General features: G+C 72.1%; 21 protein-coding genes. 10 read left to right on the top strand and 11 right to left on the bottom strand.

Features of this window, described 5'->3' with window-relative positions; translation table 11 throughout:
- Window positions 1-23: 23 nt before the first annotated feature.
- Genes ACZ6S4_RS03445 through ACZ6S4_RS03430 form a run of 4 tightly spaced genes read right to left on the bottom strand, consistent with a single transcriptional unit; the run spans window position 24 to window position 3,509 of the window.
- Window positions 24-1,043, bottom strand: coding sequence for a zinc-dependent alcohol dehydrogenase (locus tag ACZ6S4_RS03445; RefSeq protein ID WP_465473344.1), 1,020 nt, complete (start codon window positions 1,041-1,043; stop codon window positions 24-26).
- On the bottom strand, window positions 1,043-1,885 hold the full coding sequence (locus tag ACZ6S4_RS03440) for a fumarylacetoacetate hydrolase family protein (protein ID WP_465473343.1): 843 nt from the start codon (window positions 1,883-1,885) through the stop codon (window positions 1,043-1,045). Before ACZ6S4_RS03440 ends, ACZ6S4_RS03445 begins: the two co-directional genes overlap by 1 nt.
- On the bottom strand, window positions 1,882-2,754 hold the full coding sequence (locus ACZ6S4_RS03435; protein ID WP_465473342.1) for an SMP-30/gluconolactonase/LRE family protein: 873 nt from the start codon (window positions 2,752-2,754) through the stop codon (window positions 1,882-1,884). The genes ACZ6S4_RS03440 and ACZ6S4_RS03435 overlap by 4 nt, the downstream gene beginning before the upstream one ends.
- Window positions 2,751-3,509 (bottom strand): IclR family transcriptional regulator, encoded by a 759-nt coding sequence (locus tag ACZ6S4_RS03430; RefSeq protein ID WP_465473341.1) that lies wholly within the window; start codon window positions 3,507-3,509, stop codon window positions 2,751-2,753. Before ACZ6S4_RS03430 ends, ACZ6S4_RS03435 begins: the two co-directional genes overlap by 4 nt.
- 59 nt (window positions 3,510-3,568) lie before the next feature.
- On the opposite strand from ACZ6S4_RS03430, the gene ACZ6S4_RS03425 reads away from it, so the two are divergent.
- Both ACZ6S4_RS03425 and ACZ6S4_RS03420 read left to right on the top strand, forming a co-directional pair.
- Window positions 3,569-5,287 (top strand): IlvD/Edd family dehydratase, encoded by a 1,719-nt coding sequence (locus ACZ6S4_RS03425; RefSeq protein WP_465473340.1) that lies wholly within the window; start codon window positions 3,569-3,571, stop codon window positions 5,285-5,287.
- Between the two features lie 37 nt (window positions 5,288-5,324).
- Window positions 5,325-6,068: a maleylpyruvate isomerase family mycothiol-dependent enzyme gene (locus tag ACZ6S4_RS03420; protein WP_465473339.1), complete on the top strand. Its 744-nt coding sequence runs from the start codon at window positions 5,325-5,327 to the stop codon at window positions 6,066-6,068.
- A gap of 3 nt (window positions 6,069-6,071) precedes the next feature.
- On the opposite strand, the gene ACZ6S4_RS03415 is transcribed toward ACZ6S4_RS03420, so the two are convergent.
- The gene (locus ACZ6S4_RS03415; protein ID WP_465473338.1) at window positions 6,072-6,758 is read right to left on the bottom strand and encodes a histidine phosphatase family protein; all 687 of its coding nucleotides are present in this window, start codon (window positions 6,756-6,758) and stop codon (window positions 6,072-6,074) included.
- 271 nt (window positions 6,759-7,029) lie between these two features.
- On the opposite strand from ACZ6S4_RS03415, the gene ACZ6S4_RS03410 reads away from it, so the two are divergent.
- Complete coding sequence (locus ACZ6S4_RS03410) at window positions 7,030-7,737, top strand: LysE family transporter (protein ID WP_465473337.1); 708 nt, start codon at window positions 7,030-7,032, stop codon at window positions 7,735-7,737.
- An 11-nt stretch (window positions 7,738-7,748) separates the two neighbouring features.
- On the opposite strand, the gene ACZ6S4_RS03405 is transcribed toward ACZ6S4_RS03410, so the two are convergent.
- The gene (locus ACZ6S4_RS03405; protein ID WP_465473336.1) at window positions 7,749-8,432 is read right to left on the bottom strand and encodes a DNA alkylation repair protein; all 684 of its coding nucleotides are present in this window, start codon (window positions 8,430-8,432) and stop codon (window positions 7,749-7,751) included.
- 31 nt (window positions 8,433-8,463) lie between these two features.
- Here ACZ6S4_RS03405 and ACZ6S4_RS03400 point away from each other — a divergent pair, with 31 nt between their 5' ends.
- Window positions 8,464-9,099, top strand: coding sequence for an acVLRF1 family peptidyl-tRNA hydrolase (locus tag ACZ6S4_RS03400; RefSeq protein WP_465473335.1), 636 nt, complete (start codon window positions 8,464-8,466; stop codon window positions 9,097-9,099).
- A 12-nt stretch (window positions 9,100-9,111) separates the two neighbouring features.
- On the opposite strand, the gene ypfJ is transcribed toward ACZ6S4_RS03400, so the two are convergent.
- Window positions 9,112-10,032, bottom strand: coding sequence for a KPN_02809 family neutral zinc metallopeptidase (gene ypfJ, locus ACZ6S4_RS03395; RefSeq protein WP_465473334.1), 921 nt, complete (start codon window positions 10,030-10,032; stop codon window positions 9,112-9,114).
- 220 nt (window positions 10,033-10,252) lie between these two features.
- Between ypfJ and ACZ6S4_RS03390 the strand changes: the two genes are divergently transcribed.
- The 5 genes from ACZ6S4_RS03390 (at window position 10,253) to ACZ6S4_RS03370 (ending at window position 15,934) form a co-directional block, all read left to right on the top strand.
- On the top strand, window positions 10,253-11,857 hold the full coding sequence (locus ACZ6S4_RS03390) for an ABC-F family ATP-binding cassette domain-containing protein (protein ID WP_465473333.1): 1,605 nt from the start codon (window positions 10,253-10,255) through the stop codon (window positions 11,855-11,857).
- 488 nt (window positions 11,858-12,345) lie between these two features.
- A complete protein-coding gene (locus ACZ6S4_RS03385) occupies window positions 12,346-12,573 on the top strand; it encodes a helix-turn-helix domain-containing protein (protein ID WP_015620263.1) in 228 nt (75 codons plus the stop codon).
- A complete protein-coding gene (locus ACZ6S4_RS03380; RefSeq protein ID WP_465473332.1) occupies window positions 12,570-13,349 on the top strand; it encodes an enoyl-CoA hydratase/isomerase family protein in 780 nt (259 codons plus the stop codon). Before ACZ6S4_RS03385 ends, ACZ6S4_RS03380 begins: the two co-directional genes overlap by 4 nt.
- An 88-nt stretch (window positions 13,350-13,437) precedes the next feature.
- Window positions 13,438-15,387 (top strand): ABC transporter ATP-binding protein, encoded by a 1,950-nt coding sequence (locus ACZ6S4_RS03375; protein WP_465473331.1) that lies wholly within the window; start codon window positions 13,438-13,440, stop codon window positions 15,385-15,387.
- A gap of 43 nt (window positions 15,388-15,430) precedes the next feature.
- Window positions 15,431-15,934 (top strand): GNAT family N-acetyltransferase, encoded by a 504-nt coding sequence (locus tag ACZ6S4_RS03370; protein ID WP_465473330.1) that lies wholly within the window; start codon window positions 15,431-15,433, stop codon window positions 15,932-15,934.
- A gap of 18 nt (window positions 15,935-15,952) precedes the next feature.
- Here the strand turns inward: ACZ6S4_RS03370 and ACZ6S4_RS03365 are convergent, their stop codons facing one another.
- A complete protein-coding gene (locus ACZ6S4_RS03365) occupies window positions 15,953-16,705 on the bottom strand; it encodes an alpha/beta fold hydrolase (RefSeq protein ID WP_465473329.1) in 753 nt (250 codons plus the stop codon).
- A gap of 41 nt (window positions 16,706-16,746) precedes the next feature.
- Window positions 16,747-17,493 (bottom strand): DUF429 domain-containing protein, encoded by a 747-nt coding sequence (locus tag ACZ6S4_RS03360; RefSeq protein ID WP_465473328.1) that lies wholly within the window; start codon window positions 17,491-17,493, stop codon window positions 16,747-16,749.
- A 124-nt stretch (window positions 17,494-17,617) separates the two neighbouring features.
- Between ACZ6S4_RS03360 and ACZ6S4_RS03355 the strand changes: the two genes are divergently transcribed.
- Entirely contained in the window at window positions 17,618-18,274 is a 657-nt protein-coding gene (locus ACZ6S4_RS03355; RefSeq protein ID WP_465473327.1) for a hypothetical protein, read from the top strand.
- 78 nt (window positions 18,275-18,352) lie between these two features.
- Here the strand turns inward: ACZ6S4_RS03355 and ACZ6S4_RS03350 are convergent, their stop codons facing one another.
- Window positions 18,353-18,901: an SET domain-containing protein gene (locus ACZ6S4_RS03350; RefSeq protein ID WP_465473326.1), complete on the bottom strand. Its 549-nt coding sequence runs from the start codon at window positions 18,899-18,901 to the stop codon at window positions 18,353-18,355.
- Window positions 18,898-19,470: a G/U mismatch-specific DNA glycosylase gene (gene mug / locus ACZ6S4_RS03345; protein ID WP_465473325.1), complete on the bottom strand. Its 573-nt coding sequence runs from the start codon at window positions 19,468-19,470 to the stop codon at window positions 18,898-18,900. Before mug ends, ACZ6S4_RS03350 begins: the two co-directional genes overlap by 4 nt.
- Window positions 19,471-19,485: the final 15 nt, after the last annotated feature.

The raw sequence follows: 19,485 nt of genomic DNA, 5'->3' as shown, positions 1-19,485 counted from the left end.
TGGGCGTGGCCGAGTGCGGCCGGTCATGACCGGAGCCGCGGATCGACGTGGATCTTTGGTCCGGCGCCCCAGCCGGGACGACGTTCGCCGGCCAGCACCGCGGCGACGTCGTCGAGCCCGACGGTGGCGGCGATCAGCGGACGCGGGTCGACCTCACCCGAGGCGAACAGCTCGACCGTCCCGGCGAAGCCACCGGAGGCGCTGAGCACCCCGACCGCGGTGACGTCCTTGAGGGCCAGCGTCCGCGAGTCGATCAGGCTCGGCTCGGCGGAGAGCCCGACGTAGACGACACGCCGCCCCGGCTCGACCAGCTCGGCGGCGAGCGCCGGCAGCTCCGGGCCGTTGGACGCGTCGATGACCGCGTCCCAGGCCAGGTCCGGCAGCGTCCCGGCGGTCCAGCCCTGCGGAAAGCCCACCGAGGCGGCGAACGCCAGCGACGGCTCGCTGCGCCCGAGCAGGTGCACGTCGGCACCCTGGGCGAGGGCGATCTGGGCGGTGAGCAGGCCGATCGCGCCGGGGCCCAGGATCAGCAGCCGCCCGCCCGGCGGCAGGGCCGCCCCGCGGACCGCGCGCAGCGCGTTGCCACCGGGCTCGACCAGGGCACCCAGGGCCGCGTCGACCTGCTCGGGCAGGACCTGCAGGGCCTTCACCGGTACGGGCAACTGCTCGGCCAGCGCCCCCGGCCAGCCGTTGCGTACGCCGATCTCGTACCGGTCGGCGCACACGTGCTGCCGCCCGGACCGGCACCGGGCGCAGCGCCCGCAGCCCAGCATGGTTTCACCGGTGACCCGCCGCCCGAGCCATGTCTCCGCGACCCCCGACCCGACGGCGCTGACCGTGCCGGACCATTCGTGGCCGATCCGCATCGGGTACTTCGCCTGGCCGGTGTGCAGGTACGACATCGCGCCGCTGAAGAACTCCATGTCGGTGCCGCACACGCCGGCTCGCTCGACGTCGACCACGACCTCTCCGGGACCGGCCGACGGCGGCTCCACCTCCTGGACCTCCGCCCGGCCCGGCCCGGTGATCACGAAGGCGCGCATCAGCGGGCGGGCACCACGGTCTGGCGCTGGCTGCCCAGGCCGTCGATGCCCAGCTCCATGACGTCGCCGGGGCGCAGCCAGACCGGCGGGTCGAAACCCATGCCGACGCCGGGCGGGGTGCCGGTGTTGATCAGGTCGCCGGGCTCCAGCACCAGGAACTGGCTCAGGTAGCGCACGATCTCGTACGGGTCGAAGACCATCGTCGCGGTGCTGCCGGTCTGCCGCCGGACCCCGTTGACGTCCAGCCACATGCCCAGCGCGTTGACGTCGGCGATCTCGTCCGGGGTGACCAGCCACGGCCCGGCCGGGTTGAACGTCTCGGCCGACTTGCCCTTCGACCACTGCCCGCCGCGTTCCATCTGGAAGGCCCGCTCGCTGATGTCGTTGCTGACCACGTAGCCGGCGATGGCCTCGCGGGCGGCGTCGTGGTCGTCGAGATAGCTCGCCCGCCGGCCGATCACGATGCCCAGCTCGACCTCCCAGTCCAGCTTGGTCGACCCGCGCGGCTGCCGCACTCTGTCGTACGGCCCGACCAGCGTGTTCGGCGGCTTGGTGAACAGGATCGGCTCGGCCGGCACGGCCTGCCCGGTCTCGGCGGCGTGGTCGCGGTAGTTGAGCCCGATGCAGAGGATCTGGTGCGGGCGGGGGATCGGCGCGCCGACCCGTTCCCCGGCGAACCGGCGTACCTGCCCGGCGGCGATCCGCGCCTCGACGGCCTGCCGGAACTCCCGCGGCGCGGTGAAGAACAGCGCCTCCAGGTCGGCGGTGTCGACGTAGGTGTCGTCGTCGACGCGGACGACGCTGCGCTCGAGGCCGGCGTTGCCGATGCGCATCAGCTTCATGTCTCTCCAGGGTTGGGTCCGGCCCACGGGGTCACCGGCAGCCCGGCGATCCCGACGTCGGCCAGGAAGAGCCGGCCGGACATCGGGTGCGCGGCCAGCTGGTCCGCATCGAGGTGGGCGGTGGCGGTGGTGATCAGCAGCCGGTCCAGGCCGGCACCGACGAACGCGACGCTGGTGGTGTGCGGGGCCGCGACCGTGACGACCCCGGCGGGACGGGCGTCGGGGGTGTAGCGGCGCACCTCACCGGCGCCCCAGATCGCGATCCACAGGTGCCCGTCCGCGTCGGCGCACAGACCGTCGGGCAGGCCGTCGGTGATGCGCAGCCACTCCCGGCGGGGCCCGGTGGCGCCGGTGGCCGCGTCGTACGAGCGGACCCAGACGATGCCCGGGACGCTGTCGATGCTGTAGAGCAGGCTGCCGTCGGGGCTCCAGCAGAGACCGTTCGACAGGTTGAGGTCGTCGTCGAGCACCGTCAGCGAGCCGTCGCGCTCCAGGCGTACCAGGGTCTCCTCGCCCTCGGTGTCGCCCAGGGCGAGCGTGCCCACCAGGAACGCGCCCGCCGGATCGCAGGCGCCGTCGTTCAGACGGTGGCCGGAGCCGGCGGCGACGACCCTAGTCGGCGGCGTGGTGAGCAGCGTTTCCGCGCCCGCCACCAGCAGCTCGCCGGCGGCCGAGCAGACCACCGCGCCGACCGTGCGGTCCCGTTTCTGGGTGCCGGTGACGAGCACCCGGTCGCCGGCGAGCCGGCCCTCGTGCACCGCGCCGGCGTCGATGTCGACCCAGAGCAGCCGGTCGCGCGGGGCATCCCACACGGGGCCCTCGCCGAGCATGAAGCTCTGCGTGGAGGCGACCTCGGCGGTCCGGTTCATCGGGCCTCCACCGTCGCCCGGATGGCCCGGACCTCGGCGACCAGGGTCGCCAGCGGGGTGCGGGAGACCGGCGCGGAAACGCTGACGGCGCCGCTGGGCCGGGTCGGCGACGTGAGGAACACGGGTACGGCGAGACAGACGATGCCCGGCTCGTTCTCCTGGTCATCGACGGCGTACCCGCGGGCGCGGATGGTCCGCAGCTCCGCGGCGAGGGCTTCGGCGCTGGTCAGGGTGTGTGGCGTGCGCTGGGGGAGGGTGCGGTCGCCGACCCAGGCGGTGACCGCGTCGTCGTCCGGCAGCGCGTACGCCAGCAGCAGCTTGCCGACCGCCGTGCTGTGCACCGGGTTGCGCCCGCCGACCGTGGAGCTCAGCCGCAGCGCCCCGGCCGCCGGGTCGACCTTGGCCCGGTAGACCACCGTGTGGCCGTCGAGCACCGCGTAGTGGGCGGTCTCGCCGTACCGCTCGGTCAGCGCGGTCAGCACCGGGGCGATCCGCAGGTGGTCGGGGCGGGCCTCGTGGTGGGCGAAGGCCAGCCGCAGGAACTCGTCGCCGAGCACGTACCGGCCGTGGCCGTTGCGGGCGGCGAAGCCGAAGCGGCACAAGGCGGCCAGGGCGCGGTGCACAGTGGGCTTGGGGCTGGCCACTGCCCTGGTCAGCTCCTCCAGGGAGGCGCCGTCGGGGTGGCCCGCCAGTTCGGCCAGAACGGCGAGCACCCGGTCCGTGCCGACCAAGGGGGGTGCGGTATCCGAGGGCACCGGCGTACCGTACCTGATATTCCAGATAGGCACCCAGCGTTCCGATTATTGGAAGTTATATGCCTGAACTGCGCAGCGCCCAGTGGTACGCCGGCCAGGACCGCAACTCCTACATCCACCGCGCCTGGATGCGCCGGGGATCACCGAACTCGGCGTTCGAGGGCCGCCGCCCGCAGGTCGCGATCGCCAACACCGCCTCCGACCTGACCCCCTGCAACAGCCACCTCGACGAGGTCGCCGAGCACGTCAAACGCGGGATCTGGGAGGCCGGCGGCGTCCCGCTCAACCTGCCCGTCGTGTCGATCGGCGAGACCCAGGTCCGCCCGACCGCGATGCTCTGGCGCAACATGGCCGCGATGGCGACCGAGGAGATGCTGCGGGCCAACCCGATCGACGGCGTGGTGCTGCTCGGCGGCTGCGACAAGACGATTCCGTCGCTGCTCATGGCCGCGGCCTCCGTCGACCTGCCGGCCGTCGTGGTGCCGGGCGGCCCGATGCTCACCGGTACGTTCCGCGGCACCCCGCTGGGCTGCGGCACCGACGTGTGGCGGCTCTCCGAGGAGGTCCGTGCCGGCACCCTGAGCCAGGCCGCCTTCCTCGAGTCCGAGTCCTCGATGATCCGCAGCCGCGGCCACTGCAACACCATGGGCACCGCCTCGACCATGGGCCTGCTCGCCGAGGCGCTCGGCACGGTGCTGCCCGGCACGGCGGGCACCCCGGCGCCGGACAGCCGGCTGCTGGCCCGCTCGCACGAGACCGGCCGGCTGATCGTGGAGATGATCGCCGCGGACCGCCGGCCCAGCCAGGTGCTCACCACGGGCTCGTTCCACAACGCGATCGTCGCGCTGGCCGCGCTCGGCGGCTCCACCAACGCCGTCGTGCACCTGCTGGCCATCGCCGGCCGGCTCGGCGTGCCGCTCACGCTCGCCGACTTCGACCGGATCGCCGCGGACGTCCCGCTGCTGGTCGATCTCCAGCCCGCCGGCAAGTACCTGATGGAGGACCTGTACCGGGCCGGTGGCCTGGCCGCGGTGCTGCGCGAGGTGGCCGACCTGCTCGACCCGGACGCGATCGACGTGACCGGCCGGCCCTTCGTCGAGTCGCTGACCGAGGCGCAGATCTGGGACCAGGACGTCATCCGCACCCGCGACAAGCCGCTGCTGCCGCAGGCCGGCATCGCCGTGCTGCACGGCAACCTGGCCCCGGCCGGCGCGATCATCAAGCCCGCCGCGGCCAGCCCGCACCTGCTGCGGCACCGCGGCCGGGCGGTCGTCTTCGACTCGGTGGAGGACTTCCACGACCGCATCGACGCGCCGGACCTCGACGTCGACGCGGACTCCGTGCTGGTGCTGCGCGGCTGCGGGCCGCGCGGCTACCCGGGCATGCCCGAGGTGGCGAACATGCCACTGCCGACCAAGCTGCTGCACCAAGGCGTCCGCGACATGGTCCGGGTCTGCGACGGACGGATGAGCGGTACGGCGTACGGGACGGTCGTGCTGCACGTGGCCCCGGAAGCCGCCGCCGGTGGACCGCTGGACCGGGTCCGCGACGGCGACTGGATCATCCTCGACGTGGAGAACAGGCAGCTGTCGGTCGACCTGCCGGACGAGGAACTGGCCGCCCGCGAGCCGTCCGCCGCCCTGCTGGCCGCGCTGGCCCGTCCCGACCGCGGCTGGCAGAAGTTGTACGTGGACACCGTCCTGGGCGCCGAAGTGGGCGCCGACCTGGACTTCCTCGTCGGCTCCAGCGGCGACGAGGTGAGCCGGGAGTCGCATTGAGCCGAAACTTGTCGCACGCCGGTGGTAGACCATCGGGATGACGCAGTTGCTTCCCTTCCCCGAACTGCTGGACCTGATCGCCGAGCGCTCCGCCGCCTTCCGCCAGGCGGTCGCCACGGGTGACACCGGAGCCCGCGTGCCCGGCTGTCCCGACTGGTCGCTGCGAGACCTGGTGGCGCACCTGGGCGCCGTCCAGCGTTTCTGGGCCGAGGTCGTGGCGGCCGGCCCGGCCGACAGCGCGCCCGAGTTCGTCACCAGCGATCCCGTCGGTGACCTGGTCGAATGGTCGGCCGAGTCGACCCGGTTGCTGATCGACGCGCTGCGCGTGGCCGGCCCCGACCGCGACTGCTGGACGTGGTGGGGCGCCACCGAAGCGCCGATGACCTCCGGCGCGGTGGCCCGCCACCAGGTTCAGGAGGCCGCGGTGCACGCCTGGGACGCCCAGGAGACCGTCGGCAAGCCGGAGCCGGTCCCGGCCGCGGTCGCCGTCGACACGATCGACGAGCTGCTGGTGGTGACCCTGGGCTCGATCGGCGCCTGGCCGCACCGGCCGGCCCGGATCGCGCTGTCGGCGGTCGAGGGCCCGACCTGGCTGGTCGACCTCACCCCGTCCGGGGCCAAGGCCGGCCCGGCGGCGAGCGGCGAGCCGCTGGCGACGATGCGCGGCTCGGCCAGCGACCTGGTACTGGCGATCTACAAGCGGGTCCCGCTGGAGAGCATCGAGGTGGACGGCGACCGCGAGGCCGTCGAGGAGTTCCTGGCCTGGACCGACACGGAATAGCGCTCAGAGGTGGTCGACCGTGTTGTAGCGGTCCAGCACGAGACGCCCTGACGACTCCCGGAAGCTGGTGATCGAGGCGTTGCGGACCTGGCCGTGCTGCTCGACGATGCCCGGCAGCGCGGCGAGCTCCAGGCCCTCGATGACGAAGCGCATCATCAGCACCACCGAGTCGTGGGCCACCACCACGACCCGTTCACCGGCGTGCTTGCCGTTCAGGTCGGCCAGAAAAGAGGAGAGCCGCTCAGCGATGTCACCGAAGGTCTCACCGCCCGGTGGCCGGTAGGCGTACTCACCGTCCTGCTCGAAACGGGCCGGCTCGTCCGGGAAACGCTGCCGGATCGCGGCGTCGGTCAGCATCTCCAGCTCCCCGGTCAGCCGGTCCACGAGCCGGTCGTCCGTGCTTGGCGCGGGCAGCGACAGCCCGGAGCTCTCGACGGCGATCCGCCATGTCTCCCGCGCCCGCCGGTACGGCGAGGTGATCACCACCTCGGGCAGCTCACCGGGCGACAGCGTGGCGAGCCACCGCCCGACCGCACGGGCCTGCTCAACCCCGAGCTCGGTCAGCTCCACATCGGTGTCCCGGCCACTGAGGCCGGATTCCAGCAGTCCCCGCTGGTTGGCGAGCGGAAAGGCGACGTTCGCCGCGCTCTGCCCGTGCCGGATCAGGATCAGCTCCGCGACCACGCCCATCCCCGGACCCTAACGTGTCCGCGGCGGCCGCGGCGGCCCGCCCGAAACGCGCCGGAGCACACCGCGGTCGCGCGTCCGGGCCTGCTCAACCCCAACTCCGGCGACACCGGCCGGCTGCTGCGCGAAATCGGTGGCCTCCACCGCGGCGTCCCGGCCATCATGGCGGCGTGAAGAAGCCGAGCCCGCAACCGACCCTGTCTGCCGCCGCGCCCGTCCGGGCCACGCGACAGCAGCGCGTCGCCGCCGGCCCGGCCACTCACCCGCCCGCACCATGACCGCGGCGTTCCTGGCCGGCGCGATCGCCGGTTACGGCGTCGCCGTGCCCGTCGGTGCCATCGCGGTCCTGATCGCCGGCCTCACCGCCCGCACCTCCCTGCGCGTCGGGGCGGCGGCCGGGCTGGGTGCGGCCACCGCCGACGGGGTGTACGCGCTGATCGCCGTCCTGGGCGGGGCGGCGCTGGCAGCGGCGATCGCACCGATCTCGACGCCGCTGCGCTGGGTCGCCGCGGTGGTCCTGCTGCTCCTGGCGGCGCATACCGCCTGGTCGGCCTTGCCCAAGCGTGCGGCCCAGCCTGATTCCCCGGGTGACCCAGCGCGTCCCGAGCGTGCGTCTCCCGATGGCGGCGCCCGCGCGCCGCGTCTCGCGGATCCGGATGCCGGTGCCCTCGGGGTGGGGCCGGTCGCTGCCGTGCCGGACACCACCACCGCCGGCCGCGCCTACCTCGGTGTGCTCGGGCTCACGCTGCTCAACCCGGCCACCATCGTCTACTTCGCCGCGCTGGTCATGGGCCGCGGCGGCACCGGCGGCGGGGTGTGGTTCGTGATCGGCGTCTTCCTGGCCTCGGCGAGCTGGCAGCTGCTCATCGCCGGCGGCGGTGCCCTGGTCGGTCGCCTGCTCACCGGCGACCGCGGCCGCCTGATCACCGCCATGGTCTCCAGCGCGGTGATCGCCGTCCTCGCCGTCGGCCTGGTCACCTGACCGTCGAGCGGTCACAGGTGCTTGGTGGCCTCACGGACCGACAGCGGCGACAGGCGGTCACGGTGGTCAGCGACGTAACGGGCCACCGCGGCCGGATCGGTACGGGCGTACTGCCGCAGCGCCCAGCCGATCGCCTTGCGCACGAAGAAGTCACGGTGGCCCGCCTGCCGGGTGCAGTATCCGAACAGGCGGTCCGTGTCCGTGTCCGTGCCGTAGTGCAGCTGATGCAGGATCGCCGTACGGATCAGCCACACGTCCTCCTCCGCCGACCAGGCGTCCATCTCCGCACCCAGCTCGGGATGCCGGCGCACCAGGCCGCCCGCCACGCGCGTGGCCAGCGGGTCGATGGTGTCCCACCACGACTTCGTCGTGATCAGGGTGCGCAGCGTGGCGAGGAAGCCCGGCCCCGGCACCGCGACGTGCCGGCGCAGCCAGTCACAGGCGAAGTACTGGTACTCCCGTTCGTCCAGCTCCCAGCACGCCAGCGCCACCGCACGCAGCTCGTCCTCGGTCGGCGCGGGCAGCCCGGCCACCACCGTGCGGGCCAGGGCCCGCTGCGTCGGCGCGGGGATGCCCAGGAACGCGAACTGCTCCCGCATGTACGCCGCCGCCGGCCCGGCGCGTTCCGGGTCACGGGCCGCCTCGTAGCCGCGCACCAGGCGGTCCAGCAGTTCCTCCGCGGGCGCTCGGGTCATGCCGGGATCATCCCACCGTAGGGTGGCAGTCATGAGCGCGAAACCGGCGGCAGGCGGCGGACGGTGGGTGGACGTGGCCCCCGAGCGGCTGGCCCGCTGGCTGGAGAACTTCGCCGGCCGGCACGGCCCGTGGACGGCCGACGGGCTGCTGCTGACCGCCGAGGACGGCGCGACCGCCGAGCTGGCGCCGCCGCCCGGGTCGCCCGGGACCAGAGATCTGGACGAGTTGCGCCGGGCGGCGGGGGAGTCGCGCCGGATCGGTCTGCTGCTGGCCCGCAAGGGCGCGGTGGCGGTCGGCGTGGCCGACGGCCCGAAGCTGGTCGTGTCCAAGGTCGACACGCACTACGTGCAGGGCCGCACGGCCGCGGGCGGCTGGTCCCAGCAGCGCTTCGCCCGCCGCCGCGACAACCAGGCCAGAGCGGCGGCCGCGGACGGCGCCGGCATCGCGGCCCGCCTGCTCCTTCCGGAGGTACGCACCCTGAGCGCCCTGGTGACCGGCGGCGACCACACCGCGGTGGACACCATCCTGGCCGCCGTACCCCTGCAACCTCTCGCCGCGCTGCGCAGCGACCGCTTCCTGGAGGTCCCGGAGCCTCGCAAGACGGTGCTGGAGGACGCGATCGCCCAGGCCCGGGCAGTCCGCATCCTCGTCCGGGACCCGGTTTGAGGCTGGCGTGCGTCAGCTGACCGCGCCCGCGGCGAAGGTGTCGCAGCTCTTCGGGTCGCCAGTGTCGTAGCCGCGCTGGAACCATTCCTGGCGCTGGGCGCTGGTGCCGTGGGTGAACTCCGCCGGGTTGACCGAGCCGCCGCTCTTCTTCTGCAGGGCGTCGTCACCGATCTTGGCCGCGGTGTCCAGGCCCTGCTGGATGTCCTCCTGGCTGATGCTCTTGAAGATCTTCTGGCCCGAGCCGTCGTCCGTGCCCGTGGCGTTCTTCGCCCAGGCGCCCGCGTAGCAGTCCGCCTGCAGTTCCAGCTTGACCGACTGCTCGTTCGCCCCGGTCGGGTTGCGCTCCTGCTCACGGCGCATCGCGCCCTCGGTGCCGAGCAGGTCCTGGACGTGATGGCCGTACTCGTGGGCCAGCACGTACGGCTGGGCGAACTCGCCCGGCGCGCCCAGCTGCTGGGCCAGCACGTCGTAGAAGGTCAGGTCGATGTAGACGCGGTCGTCGGCCGGGCAGTAGAACGGCCCGACGCCCGAGTCGGCGCTGCCGCAGCCGGTGCTGACCCGCTGCGAGAACAGCACGGTCTTGGACGCCTTGTACTGCTCGCCGAAGCTCGCCGGGAGGGCCTCCACCCAGTAGTCCTGGATCGAGTTGACATAGAGCACGTTGCGGCAGTCCAGCTGCTTGACCGCCTCGGACTGCGAGCACTTCTGGGTGAGGGAGGTGTTGTCCCCGGTCTGCGTGCTCGCCCCGTCACCACCGGTGAGATTGTTGATGCCGAGGAAGCCACCGACGACCGCGATGAGCACGGTGACGATGATGCCGGTGAGACCTCCGCCACCGATGGGCAGGCCGCCGATCCCGCCGCCGCCCCCGCCGGAGGAACGCTGGTCGTCGATCTGACTGGTGTCGATCCTGGCGTTCTCGTTGAGTTCCATCGCATCCTCGCTCGCGCGTCCACCACGTGTGGCGCCCTTCGTACCCGGTGTCCGCGCCCGCTAATCGGGTGGGGGGTCGTGGCCGGCGCCCGGTACAATTGCCGGGTGCTGCTCTGCGAAGGCTGACCTGCCCCGCGCCGACCGTGATCTTCCGCGATCCCGGCGGCGCTTCCGTGTGCCCTGAGCCAGCCTTCTTCCCTCGAGAGCGAGACGCTTCCTCATGATTACCGCCACCGGACTCGAACTGCGCGCCGGCTCCCGGATCCTGATCTCCCCGACGACGCTGCGGGTGCAGCCCGGCGACCGGATCGGCCTGGTCGGCCGCAACGGCGCCGGCAAGACCACGACGCTCAAGGTCTTGGCCGGCGAGGGCACCCCGTACGCGGGCGAGGTGACCCGCACCAGTGAGGTCGGTTACCTCCCGCAGGACCCCCGCACCGGCGACCTGAACGTCACCGCCCGCGACCGGGTGCTGTCCGCTCGCGGCCTGGATGTCCTGTTGTCGCAGATGCAGAAGCTCGAGGTCGAGCTCGAGGAGAGCGCCGACGAGAAGCTGATCCGCCGCTACGGCCAGCTGGAGGACCAGTTCGCCAGCCTGGGCGGGTACGCCGCCGAGGCCGAGGCCGCCCGGATCTGCTCCAACCTGGGCCTGCCCGATCGCGCGCTGGCCCAGACGATCGGCACCCTGTCCGGTGGTCAGCGCCGGCGCATCGAGCTGGCCCGCATCCTGTTCCAGAATTCCGGCCAGAACGGCAAGGGCATCCTGCTGCTCGACGAGCCCACCAACCACCTGGACCAGGACTCGATCACCTGGCTGCGCGGCTACATCGCCAACCACAAGGGCGGCCTGATCGTCATCAGCCACGACGTCGACCTGCTGGAAGCCGTGGTCAACCGGGTCTGGTATCTCGACGCCAACCGCGCCGAGGTCGACATGTACAACGTCGGCTGGAAGACGTACCTGGCCCAGCGGGAGACCGACGAGCGCCGCCGCCGCCGCGAGCGCGCCAACGCGGAGAAGAAGGCCGGCGCGCTGCTGGCCCAGGCCGACAAGATGCGGGCGAAGGCCACCAAGACCGTCGCCGCGCAGAACATGGCCAAGCGGGCCAACAAGCTGCTCGACGGCCTGGAGGACGTGCGCACCTCGGACAAGGTGGCCAAGGTCCGCTTCCCGAGCCCGGCGCCCTGCGGCAAGACGCCGCTGACCGCGCAGGGCCTGTCCAAGTCCTACGGCTCGCTGGAGATCTTCGCGGACGTGGACGTGGCGGTGGACCGTGGTTCCCGGGTCGCCATCCTGGGCCTCAACGGCGCGGGCAAGACCACGCTGCTGCGGATCCTCGGCGGGCACCTGCAGTCCGACACCGGTGAGGTGCGGGCCGGGCACGGGCTGCGGCTGGGTTACTACGCCCAGGAGCACGAGACGCTGGACGTGGACCGCACGATCCTGGAGCACATGCGCAGCGCCGGTTCCGAGCAGACCGACACCGAGCTGCGGAAGATCCTGGGTGCGTTCCTCTTCTCGGGTGACGACGTCGACAAGCCGGCCGGCGTCCTCTCCGGCGGCGAGAAGACCCGGCTGGCGCTGGCCACCCTGGTCTGCTCGGGCGCCAACGTGCTGTTGCTGGACGAGCCGACCAACAACCTCGACCCGGTCAGCCGCGAGCAGGTGCTGGACGCCATCGCCAACTACCCGGGCGCGATCGTGCTGGTCACCCACGACGCGGGGGCCGTGCAGGCGCTGAAGCCGGACCGGGCGATCCTGCTGCCCGACGGCGACGAGGACGCGTGGAGCGACGATCTGCTGGAGCTCGTCGAGCTGGCGTGATCGCCATCGCTTGATCGAGGATCAACGGCATCGTCGGTTGTCAACTGGTGCCCACACAGACAGTGCGACTCCTGCCCGGCTCCGGTCACCGCGCGGCCGGCCCCGGGCACCCTTCTGCCGGGCTCCGCTGACCGTTCGGGCGCCGACCCACGCCTCTTAGTGCATGCTGCGTCGACGCTGCGTGACATCGTTGTCCGTCCACCGTGTAGTTGATGTTTGTGCAGCTCAACGGGTGGTCTTGGGGCGAAGTCCGAAGCCGTGGGGTGGTCCCGGCGGGCGCCCGGCGAACGCTCTCCGGCGTCCGATTCCCGACCCGATCCGGCCTCCGGAGCAACGGTCTGACATTGATGCGCATGGTCACCGTCGGGTTCCTGACAGTGGTAATTGGGCACGTTGGCTAAGCCGAGATACCTAGCGCATGATCGTTGGAGGCGGTCTAATAGGTGGGACCGTATCGAACCGCACAGTCTGGGACGTGAGGATTCAACATGGCAGCCACCGGCACAGCCACCAGCACTGAGAAGGGTCGTCGAATCGTCGGCAGCGAGCGGCAGACGCTCGCCAAAGACCTGGTGAAGCGATACACCTCCGGCGAGAGCATTCGGGCGTTGGCCGCCTCCACCGGGCGGTCCTACGGATTCGTGCACCGGGTGCTCACCGAGTCGGGTGTCCAGCTTCGCCAGCGCGGCGGCGCCCGTCGTCGCAAGAAGGCGTGACGACCAGCGCATCACCCGGGACCGAAACAGGCGTTCGGTATGACCAGGACGGGCCGGTCGCGACGGTGACGTTGTGCCGGCCCGATGTGCTCAATGCCCAGACTCCCGCCATGTGGTCGGAGCTCGCCGACATTTCCCGGAAAATGCCGGGGGACGTGCGAGTCGTCATTGTCCGGGGTGAAGGGCGTGCCTTTTCCGCCGGACTCGACTTGTCGGTTGCCCGGGGCGGCGGCGATTCTTCGTTGCCGGAACTGGCCGCGTTGTCCCCGGAAGAGTGCGCGGATCGGATTGCCGGCTTCCAGGATGCGTTCACCTGGTTACGCCGGCCCTCGCTGGTCACCATCGCCGCCGTGCAGGGCCACGCGATCGGGGCCGGATTTCAGCTCGCGCTCAACTGCGACTTGCGCATCCTGGCCGACGACGCCCGTTTCTCGATGGCCGAAGTCACCCTCGGCCTGGTGCCGGATCTCGGTGGCACCAAACGGCTGACCGAGCTCGTCGGGCCGTCCCGCGCGCTGGAGATCTGCGTCACCGGCCGGCGCATCTCGGCGCCGGAGGCGGACCGGATCGGCCTGGCCACTGCCGTTGTGCCCGGGGCCGACCTCTCCGGAGCGGTGTCGGACCTGGCCGCGGCCGTGCTGGCCGCCGACCAGGGCGCTGTCGCGGAGATCAAGGCCCTGCTGGCCGGGGCGACCGACCGCTCGTACGCCGAGCAGGACCGGGCCGAGCGGGAGGCGCAGACCCGCCGCCTGCGTGACCTCCTGGGTGCCGAGTAAGGACCGTCAAGGAAGAAACCGGTTACCTCTCGGGTTGTCATACCCAGCGGGCAGACTGTGCCTGCCACAGACGCCCGGGAGGTGACGCATGGGTCCGAACTCCAGCGGCTCCAGTTGGATGATGCTGCGCTCGATCCAGAATTCCGAGCGCGTCTCGAAGCATCAGCTCAGCCGGGGCACGACCAAGCGCATCCTGCGCTTCGCCCGGCCCTACCGGCGCGACATCATCGTCTTCCTGATCACCGTGGTGTTCGCCGCGGGCATCGGCGTCGCCACCCCGGTGCTCGCCGGCCACGTGGTCAACGCCATCACCGCCGGCGGCTCCGACGCCGCCGCGACGGTCGTCAAGCTCGCCTTCATGATCGCCGGGCTGGCCGTCGTCGACGCGTTCCTGTCCCTGGCCCAGCGGTGGTATTCGGCCCGCATCGGCGAGGGCATCATCCTCGACCTGCGCACCAAGGTCTACGACCACGTCCAGCGCATGCCGCTGCAGTTCTTCACCCGGACGCAGACCGGCGCCCTGGTCAGCCGGCTCAACAACGACGTCACCGGGGCCCAGCGGGCGTTCACCTCCACACTGTCCGGTGTGGTCAGCAACGTCATCCAGCTCGTGCTGACCGCCGCCGTGATGTTCAGCCTGTCCTGGCAGATCACCGTGTTGTCGCTGGTGATGCTGCCGGTCTTCATCATCCCGGCGCGCCGGGTCGGCAAGAAGCTCGCCGAGATCACCCGCGAGTCGTACAACCTAGACGCGAAGATGAACGCGACCATGACCGAGCGCTTCAACGTCTCCGGCGCCCTGCTGGTCAAGCTGTTCGGCCGCCCCGACGCCGAGGCCGCGCGCTTCGGTGAGCGCGCGCAGCGGGTCCGCGACATCGGCGTGCAGCAGGCCATGTTCTCCCGCACCTTCTTCGTCGCCATGCTGCTGGTCGCCTCACTGGCCCAGGCCCTGACGTACGGGCTCGGCGGCTGGCTCGCGGTCACCGGCAGCGTCACCGCCGGCACGGTGGTCACCCTGGCACTGCTGCTGACCCGCCTCTACGGCCCGCTCACCGCGCTGAGCAACGTACGGGTCGACGTGATGAGCGCGCTGGTCTCCTTCGACCGGGTCTTCGAGGTCCTCGACCTCAAGCCCGGCATCGAGGAGAAGCCGGACGCCGTCGCCATCCCGCCCGGCTCCGGCCGGCTCGAGTTCCGCGACGTGCACTTCCGCTACCCGAGCGCCGACGAGGTCTCCCTCGCCACGCTGGAGGACGTGGTCGCCCTCGACCGCACCGAGAACGCACCGGTGCTGCGCGGCGTCGACTTCGTCGTCGAGCCCGGCCAGATGGTCGCCCTGGTCGGCCCGTCCGGTGCCGGCAAGTCCACCACGTCCATGCTGGTCTCCCGGGTCTACGACGTGACCGAGGGCGCGGTCCGCGTCGGCGGCGTCGACGTGCGCGACGCCACCCTGGAGTCGTTGCGCGACACCATCGGCGTCGTCACCCAGGACTCCCATCTGTTCCACGAGACGATCGCGGAAAACCTGCGCTACGCCCGGCCGGAGGCGACCGAGGAGGAGATGTGGGACGCCCTGCGCGGCGCCCAGGTCGCCGAGCTGGTCCGCTCCCTGCCCGAGGGGCTGGACACGGTGGTCGGCGAGCGCGGCTACCGCTTCTCCGGCGGCGAGAAGCAGCGCATCGCGATCGCCCGGCTGCTGCTCAAGCACCCGTCGATCGTGATCCTGGACGAGGCCACGGCCCACCTGGACAGCGAGTCCGAGGCGGCCGTGCAGCGGGCCCTGACTGTGGCGCTGGAGGGCCGGACGGCGCTGGTCATCGCCCACCGCCTGTCCACGGTCCGCGACGCCGACCAGATCCTGGTGCTGGACGACGGCCGCATCGTGGAGCGCGGCAAGCACAGCGAGCTCGTGGCGGCCGGCGGTCTGTACGCGGAGCTGTACCGCACCCAGTTCGCGGTGGGTGACAGCCCGGCCATGCCGTACGCGGAGGAGACCGAGCAGGTCATCGTGCAGGTCCCGCACCCGATCGAGCCCTGAGATTTCAGCTGCGGCACCCGGTCGGTTGTGACAGAACTATTCGATGGACCTACGCCTGGCCGGCCCGGCGGACGCGGCCTCGATCGCGGAGTTGCACGCCGCGAGCTGGCGCCGGCACTACCGGGGAGCCTTCGCCGACTCCTATCTCGACGGTGACGTGGTCACCGAACGCCGGGCAGTGTGGTCGTCGCGGCTGGCGACTCCCGGGACCGGTCGGACGCTGCTGGCGGAGGCCGGTGCCGAGCTGATCGGCTTCATCCACATCGTGGCCGACCACGACGAGCGGTGGGGGAGCTTCATCGACAACCTGCACGTGCGTCGCGACCGGCAGCGTTCCGGGGTGGGCCGGGCGCTGATGAACGGGGCGCCGGAGGCTGTCGAGCACCGAGCCCGCTATCTGTGGGTGCTGGAGCAGAACGTCGCGGCGCAGGGCTTCTATCGGGCGCTGGGTGGGCGGTGCGTGGAGAAGGCCGAGGTGTCGCCGCCCGGTGGGGTGGCAGGCCGCCTGCACGGCACGCCGCACAAGCTCCGCTTCGTCTGGCCGTGACCAGCTGCCGCCCCCGGGTCAGGTGGCGCGCAGGAAGTCGATCAGCAGCGGGTTCACCGCTTCGGGTCGTTCCAGGCTCGGCAGGTGCCCGGCCCAGTCCAACTCGACGTGCCGGGCGCCGGGGATCCGCTTGGACAGCGCCACCGCGATCTCGTGGAAGTCGATCAGGTCGTGCGCGCCGGACACGAGCAGCGTCCGGGCGGTGATGGCCCCGACGTCCGGCTCGGTCGCCAGCTGCGGTAACTCCTCGACCGCGGCCAGCTGCACCTCGAAGGCGCGACGCTGCATTACGCGTACCTTGTCGCGGGTTGCCTGGTCCGCCGCCGGACCGACCCACATCTCCACGTTGAGTTCGGTGGCCGCATCCACCTCCCCGGCCTCCAGCAGCGTGTCCTCGCGGGCGCCGAAGGCCCGCAGATCGGCGCTGCGTTCCTGCTCCCACCAGGCGGTGCAGAGCAGCGCCAGGGTGGTCACCCGCTCAGGCCGGCCGGCGGCGATCTCCAGCGCCACCCGGCCCCCGCCGGACGCCGCGATCAACGCCACCTGCTCCGCGCCGAGCGAGTCCATCAGCTCGATGACGTCGTCGGCGTCGCCGGACGGCCGGTCGGGCATCGGGGAGTCGCCGTAGCCGCGGAAGTCGGCCCGGACCACCCGGTAGCCGGCCTCGACCAGCGCCGGGACCTGCGGGTCCCACATGCGCCGGTCGCACACCGTCGAATGCAGCAGCACCACCGTGGGGCCGTCGCCGGCCACGTCATGAGAAAGAGTCATCCGCGCCACCCTAGGCCCCGGGCCGGGCCGGCACATGCGGTTTATCCCGGCAGTGCCGCCAGCGCGGCGGTGGGGATCGCAATCCATCCTTCGGTCCGGGCCGCTGGCAGCTCCCGCTCGTCGGGACGGCAGACCTGATCGCGTACGGCGGCCCGCGCGGTCAGCGCCGCGACGACGGCGTCCAGCGCATGATCGCTGTGCCGGCACAGCTCCTCGTGCGCGCCCAGGTCCAGCCACGGCGCGGCCTGCTTCAGCTGGTCGACGACGACCCCGAGGGTGAGCTGGTTCTTCGCGGTCTTGTAGCCGCGCCAGGGCAGACCCCACACCTTGAGCGACGCGGCGGGGTAGACCTCCACGACCGCGCCGGCGCCGCTGCGGTCGACGCCGGGTCCGGACTGCGCCAGCCGTGTCTGCAGCGCCGCGCAGCGCATGGCGGTGTGCCCGATCCGGTCCGCGGACACGCTCAACGGCACCAGGCCGGTCAGCCGGCGGGCCACCTCATCGGTGTGCCGCCAGGCCAGCCGGCGTCGCCACTGCTTGGCGTCCACGCCGTCGGGGATCGGCACGCGGCCGTCGCGGTGGGCGCCGACGAAGGTCACGAACGCGTCCGGCCAGCCCAGCGGGCAGTCGATGCCGATCTTCCGGGCCTGACCGGCCAGTTCGACGATCGCCTCGTCGTCGGCGGACACGGTCACCAGCCGCACGCCGGCGCCGGTGGCGGACCAGGCGATGGACGCGACGGCGGTCCCGGCCGGGTCGGCGGCCAGGTCCACTCCGGCGGTCAGCACGCGCCGACCATACGCGCGCCGGCGATGACGGTCCGTGGCGGCTTGGCATGAATCCGTGAGCCGGACGGGCCCTCGACGTCGATACGGTGGGGCCTCGTCCAAGGGAAGACACGGGGAGAAACCGATGCGTCAGGTCACGAACAAGCTCACTCTGTTGGCTCTCACCGGCTGCGCGATCGCTGCGACAGCGGCCTGCTCCACACCGTCCGACGCGCCGATCGCCGCTCCGTCCGCGTCCTCGGGCGTCGGTTCCGCCGCCAGCCAGGCCGCCGGCCCGGCGCCGAGCCCCACCGTGAGCACCTCGACCGGGCCCGCGGCCCCGGCGGCGAAGCCGTCGACCAGCGAAAAGCCTTCGACCGGCCAGGGTGGACGGGCCGACGACACCGACTGGGCCAAGGCCGCCTTCCGGGCGCTCGGCTGCAAGCGCCACGCCGACCTGCCGAAGCGGGCCGAGGTGCAGCACGTCGACCACTCGGACCTCACCGGTGACGGCCGGCGCGACACGATCGTCGCGGCGTCCTGCCCGACCACCACCTCGACGAACGCGGTGCACGTCTTCGTCTTCGGCGCGGACTCCGGCACCGAGCCGCTGCTGACCATCGGCAAGGACTCGTACCTGCGGACGGCCGACCTGCGGACGAAGGGACGCTCGCTGACCGTCGAGTCCGAGGCGCTCAGCGACGACGCCCCGCTGTGCTGCCCCGACCTGCGGATCACCCAGAGCTGGAGGTGGACCGGCTCGGCCTTCACGCGTACCGCGTTCAAGAGCACGGCTCTCTGAATGCAACTAATCCGGGCTCAGCTCCGTCTTGGAGGGTGGGGCCTGGGAAGCGGCCCTCGGATGCCGCCGGAGGTCAGGTCAGTGCCCCCGCTGACCTGGCTTTCGGCCGGAGCCGTCCGGCAGCGCCGCGATCCGGGCGAGCAGCATCGGGATCCAGTGCTCGCCGTAGCGCGCCCGCAGGTCCGCGCGGCGCCAGTCGTCGCCGGTGACCGTGCCGCGGCACCGGGATGTACCGCAACGGCAGGCCATCGTGTACGCGGTCTCCGCCGTACTGGTGGCGTAGTCGTTGGTCAGCTCCTCACCCGGCGCGATCGGGCGCCGGGTGGCCAGCTCGTACGGGCCGACCCACCACAGGTTCGGGTCGCAGCTGTGGTTGCCGTAGCCATTGGGGCGCCGGGGCGGCAGGACCAGATGCTCGGTCTCGCTGACGGTGATCGTGTCGACGTACGGCTGCTCCGGGTCGGCGATGAGCCGGCGCAGTTCCGCCCACGACACCAACCGCCCGCCCAGACGCGAGACGACCACGCCCGCCGGGTACGCCTGCCGGGCGAACAGCCCCCGCCCCTCGATCGCCGAGTCCCGCACCTCGATGCCGGGATCCAGCCAGCAGTCGGCCTCGGGGGTCACCGCTCCGCCGCCTCCCGCAGCTCCGCATACGCCGCTGCCAGCGTGTCGACCGTGTAGTGCGCGTTCAGGCCGCTCGGATTCGGCAGCACCCACACCGGCACCCCGCCGACGGTCTCGTCCTGCGGCCCGATCCGCGCTTTCGGCCGGCCGAACGCCGCCCGGTACGCGGTTACGCCGAGCACGGCGAGATACCGCGGCTGCCAGGTGCGCACCAGCTTGTCCAGCAGCCGGCCGCCGTCGACGAACTCGGCGGGGGAGAGCTCGTCGGCACGTGCGGTCGCCCGGGCGACGACGTTGGTGATGCCCAGGCCGAGTTCGGGCAGCTTCCATTGCTCGGACGGATGCAGCAGCACCGGGGTGAAGCCGGCGCGGTGCAGCGCGGGCCAGAACCGGTTGCCGGGGCGGGCGAAGTGGTGCCCGGTGGCGGCCGAGTACAGGCTCGGGTTGATCCCGGAGAACAGCACTCGCAGCCCGGGCCCGACCAGGTCGGCGAGGGTGCGGTTCCCGGCGGCGGCGACTTCTTCGGCCGTCGGCGGCCGGAACGCGGGCGGCGGCACGGCGGACAGCATCGGCCAAGCGTATCG

It is taken from the genome of Actinoplanes sp. NPDC051405 (assembly GCF_055586185.1).
This window is presented reverse-complemented; position numbering and strand designations above follow the sequence as displayed.

Coding starts and splice junctions, on each gene's coding strand:
- ACZ6S4_RS03445 (WP_465473344.1), bottom strand. CDS start 1,043: ATGCGCGCCTTCGTGATCACCGGGCCGGGCCGGGCGGAGGTCCAGGAG.
- ACZ6S4_RS03440 (WP_465473343.1), bottom strand. CDS start 1,885: ATGAAGCTGATGCGCATCGGCAACGCCGGCCTCGAGCGCAGCGTCGTC.
- ACZ6S4_RS03435 (WP_465473342.1), bottom strand. CDS start 2,754: ATGAACCGGACCGCCGAGGTCGCCTCCACGCAGAGCTTCATGCTCGGC.
- ACZ6S4_RS03425 (WP_465473340.1), top strand. CDS start 3,569: ATGCCTGAACTGCGCAGCGCCCAGTGGTACGCCGGCCAGGACCGCAAC.
- ACZ6S4_RS03420 (WP_465473339.1), top strand. CDS start 5,325: ATGACGCAGTTGCTTCCCTTCCCCGAACTGCTGGACCTGATCGCCGAG.
- ACZ6S4_RS03415 (WP_465473338.1), bottom strand. CDS start 6,758: ATGGGCGTGGTCGCGGAGCTGATCCTGATCCGGCACGGGCAGAGCGCG.
- ACZ6S4_RS03410 (WP_465473337.1), top strand. CDS start 7,030: ATGACCGCGGCGTTCCTGGCCGGCGCGATCGCCGGTTACGGCGTCGCC.
- ACZ6S4_RS03405 (WP_465473336.1), bottom strand. CDS start 8,432: ATGACCCGAGCGCCCGCGGAGGAACTGCTGGACCGCCTGGTGCGCGGC.
- ACZ6S4_RS03400 (WP_465473335.1), top strand. CDS start 8,464: ATGAGCGCGAAACCGGCGGCAGGCGGCGGACGGTGGGTGGACGTGGCC.
- ypfJ (WP_465473334.1), bottom strand. CDS start 10,032: ATGGAACTCAACGAGAACGCCAGGATCGACACCAGTCAGATCGACGAC.
- ACZ6S4_RS03390 (WP_465473333.1), top strand. CDS start 10,253: ATGATTACCGCCACCGGACTCGAACTGCGCGCCGGCTCCCGGATCCTG.
- ACZ6S4_RS03385 (WP_015620263.1), top strand. CDS start 12,346: ATGGCAGCCACCGGCACAGCCACCAGCACTGAGAAGGGTCGTCGAATC.
- ACZ6S4_RS03375 (WP_465473331.1), top strand. CDS start 13,438: ATGGGTCCGAACTCCAGCGGCTCCAGTTGGATGATGCTGCGCTCGATC.
- ACZ6S4_RS03370 (WP_465473330.1), top strand. CDS start 15,431: ATGGACCTACGCCTGGCCGGCCCGGCGGACGCGGCCTCGATCGCGGAG.
- ACZ6S4_RS03365 (WP_465473329.1), bottom strand. CDS start 16,705: ATGACTCTTTCTCATGACGTGGCCGGCGACGGCCCCACGGTGGTGCTG.
- ACZ6S4_RS03355 (WP_465473327.1), top strand. CDS start 17,618: ATGCGTCAGGTCACGAACAAGCTCACTCTGTTGGCTCTCACCGGCTGC.
- mug (WP_465473325.1), bottom strand. CDS start 19,470: ATGCTGTCCGCCGTGCCGCCGCCCGCGTTCCGGCCGCCGACGGCCGAA.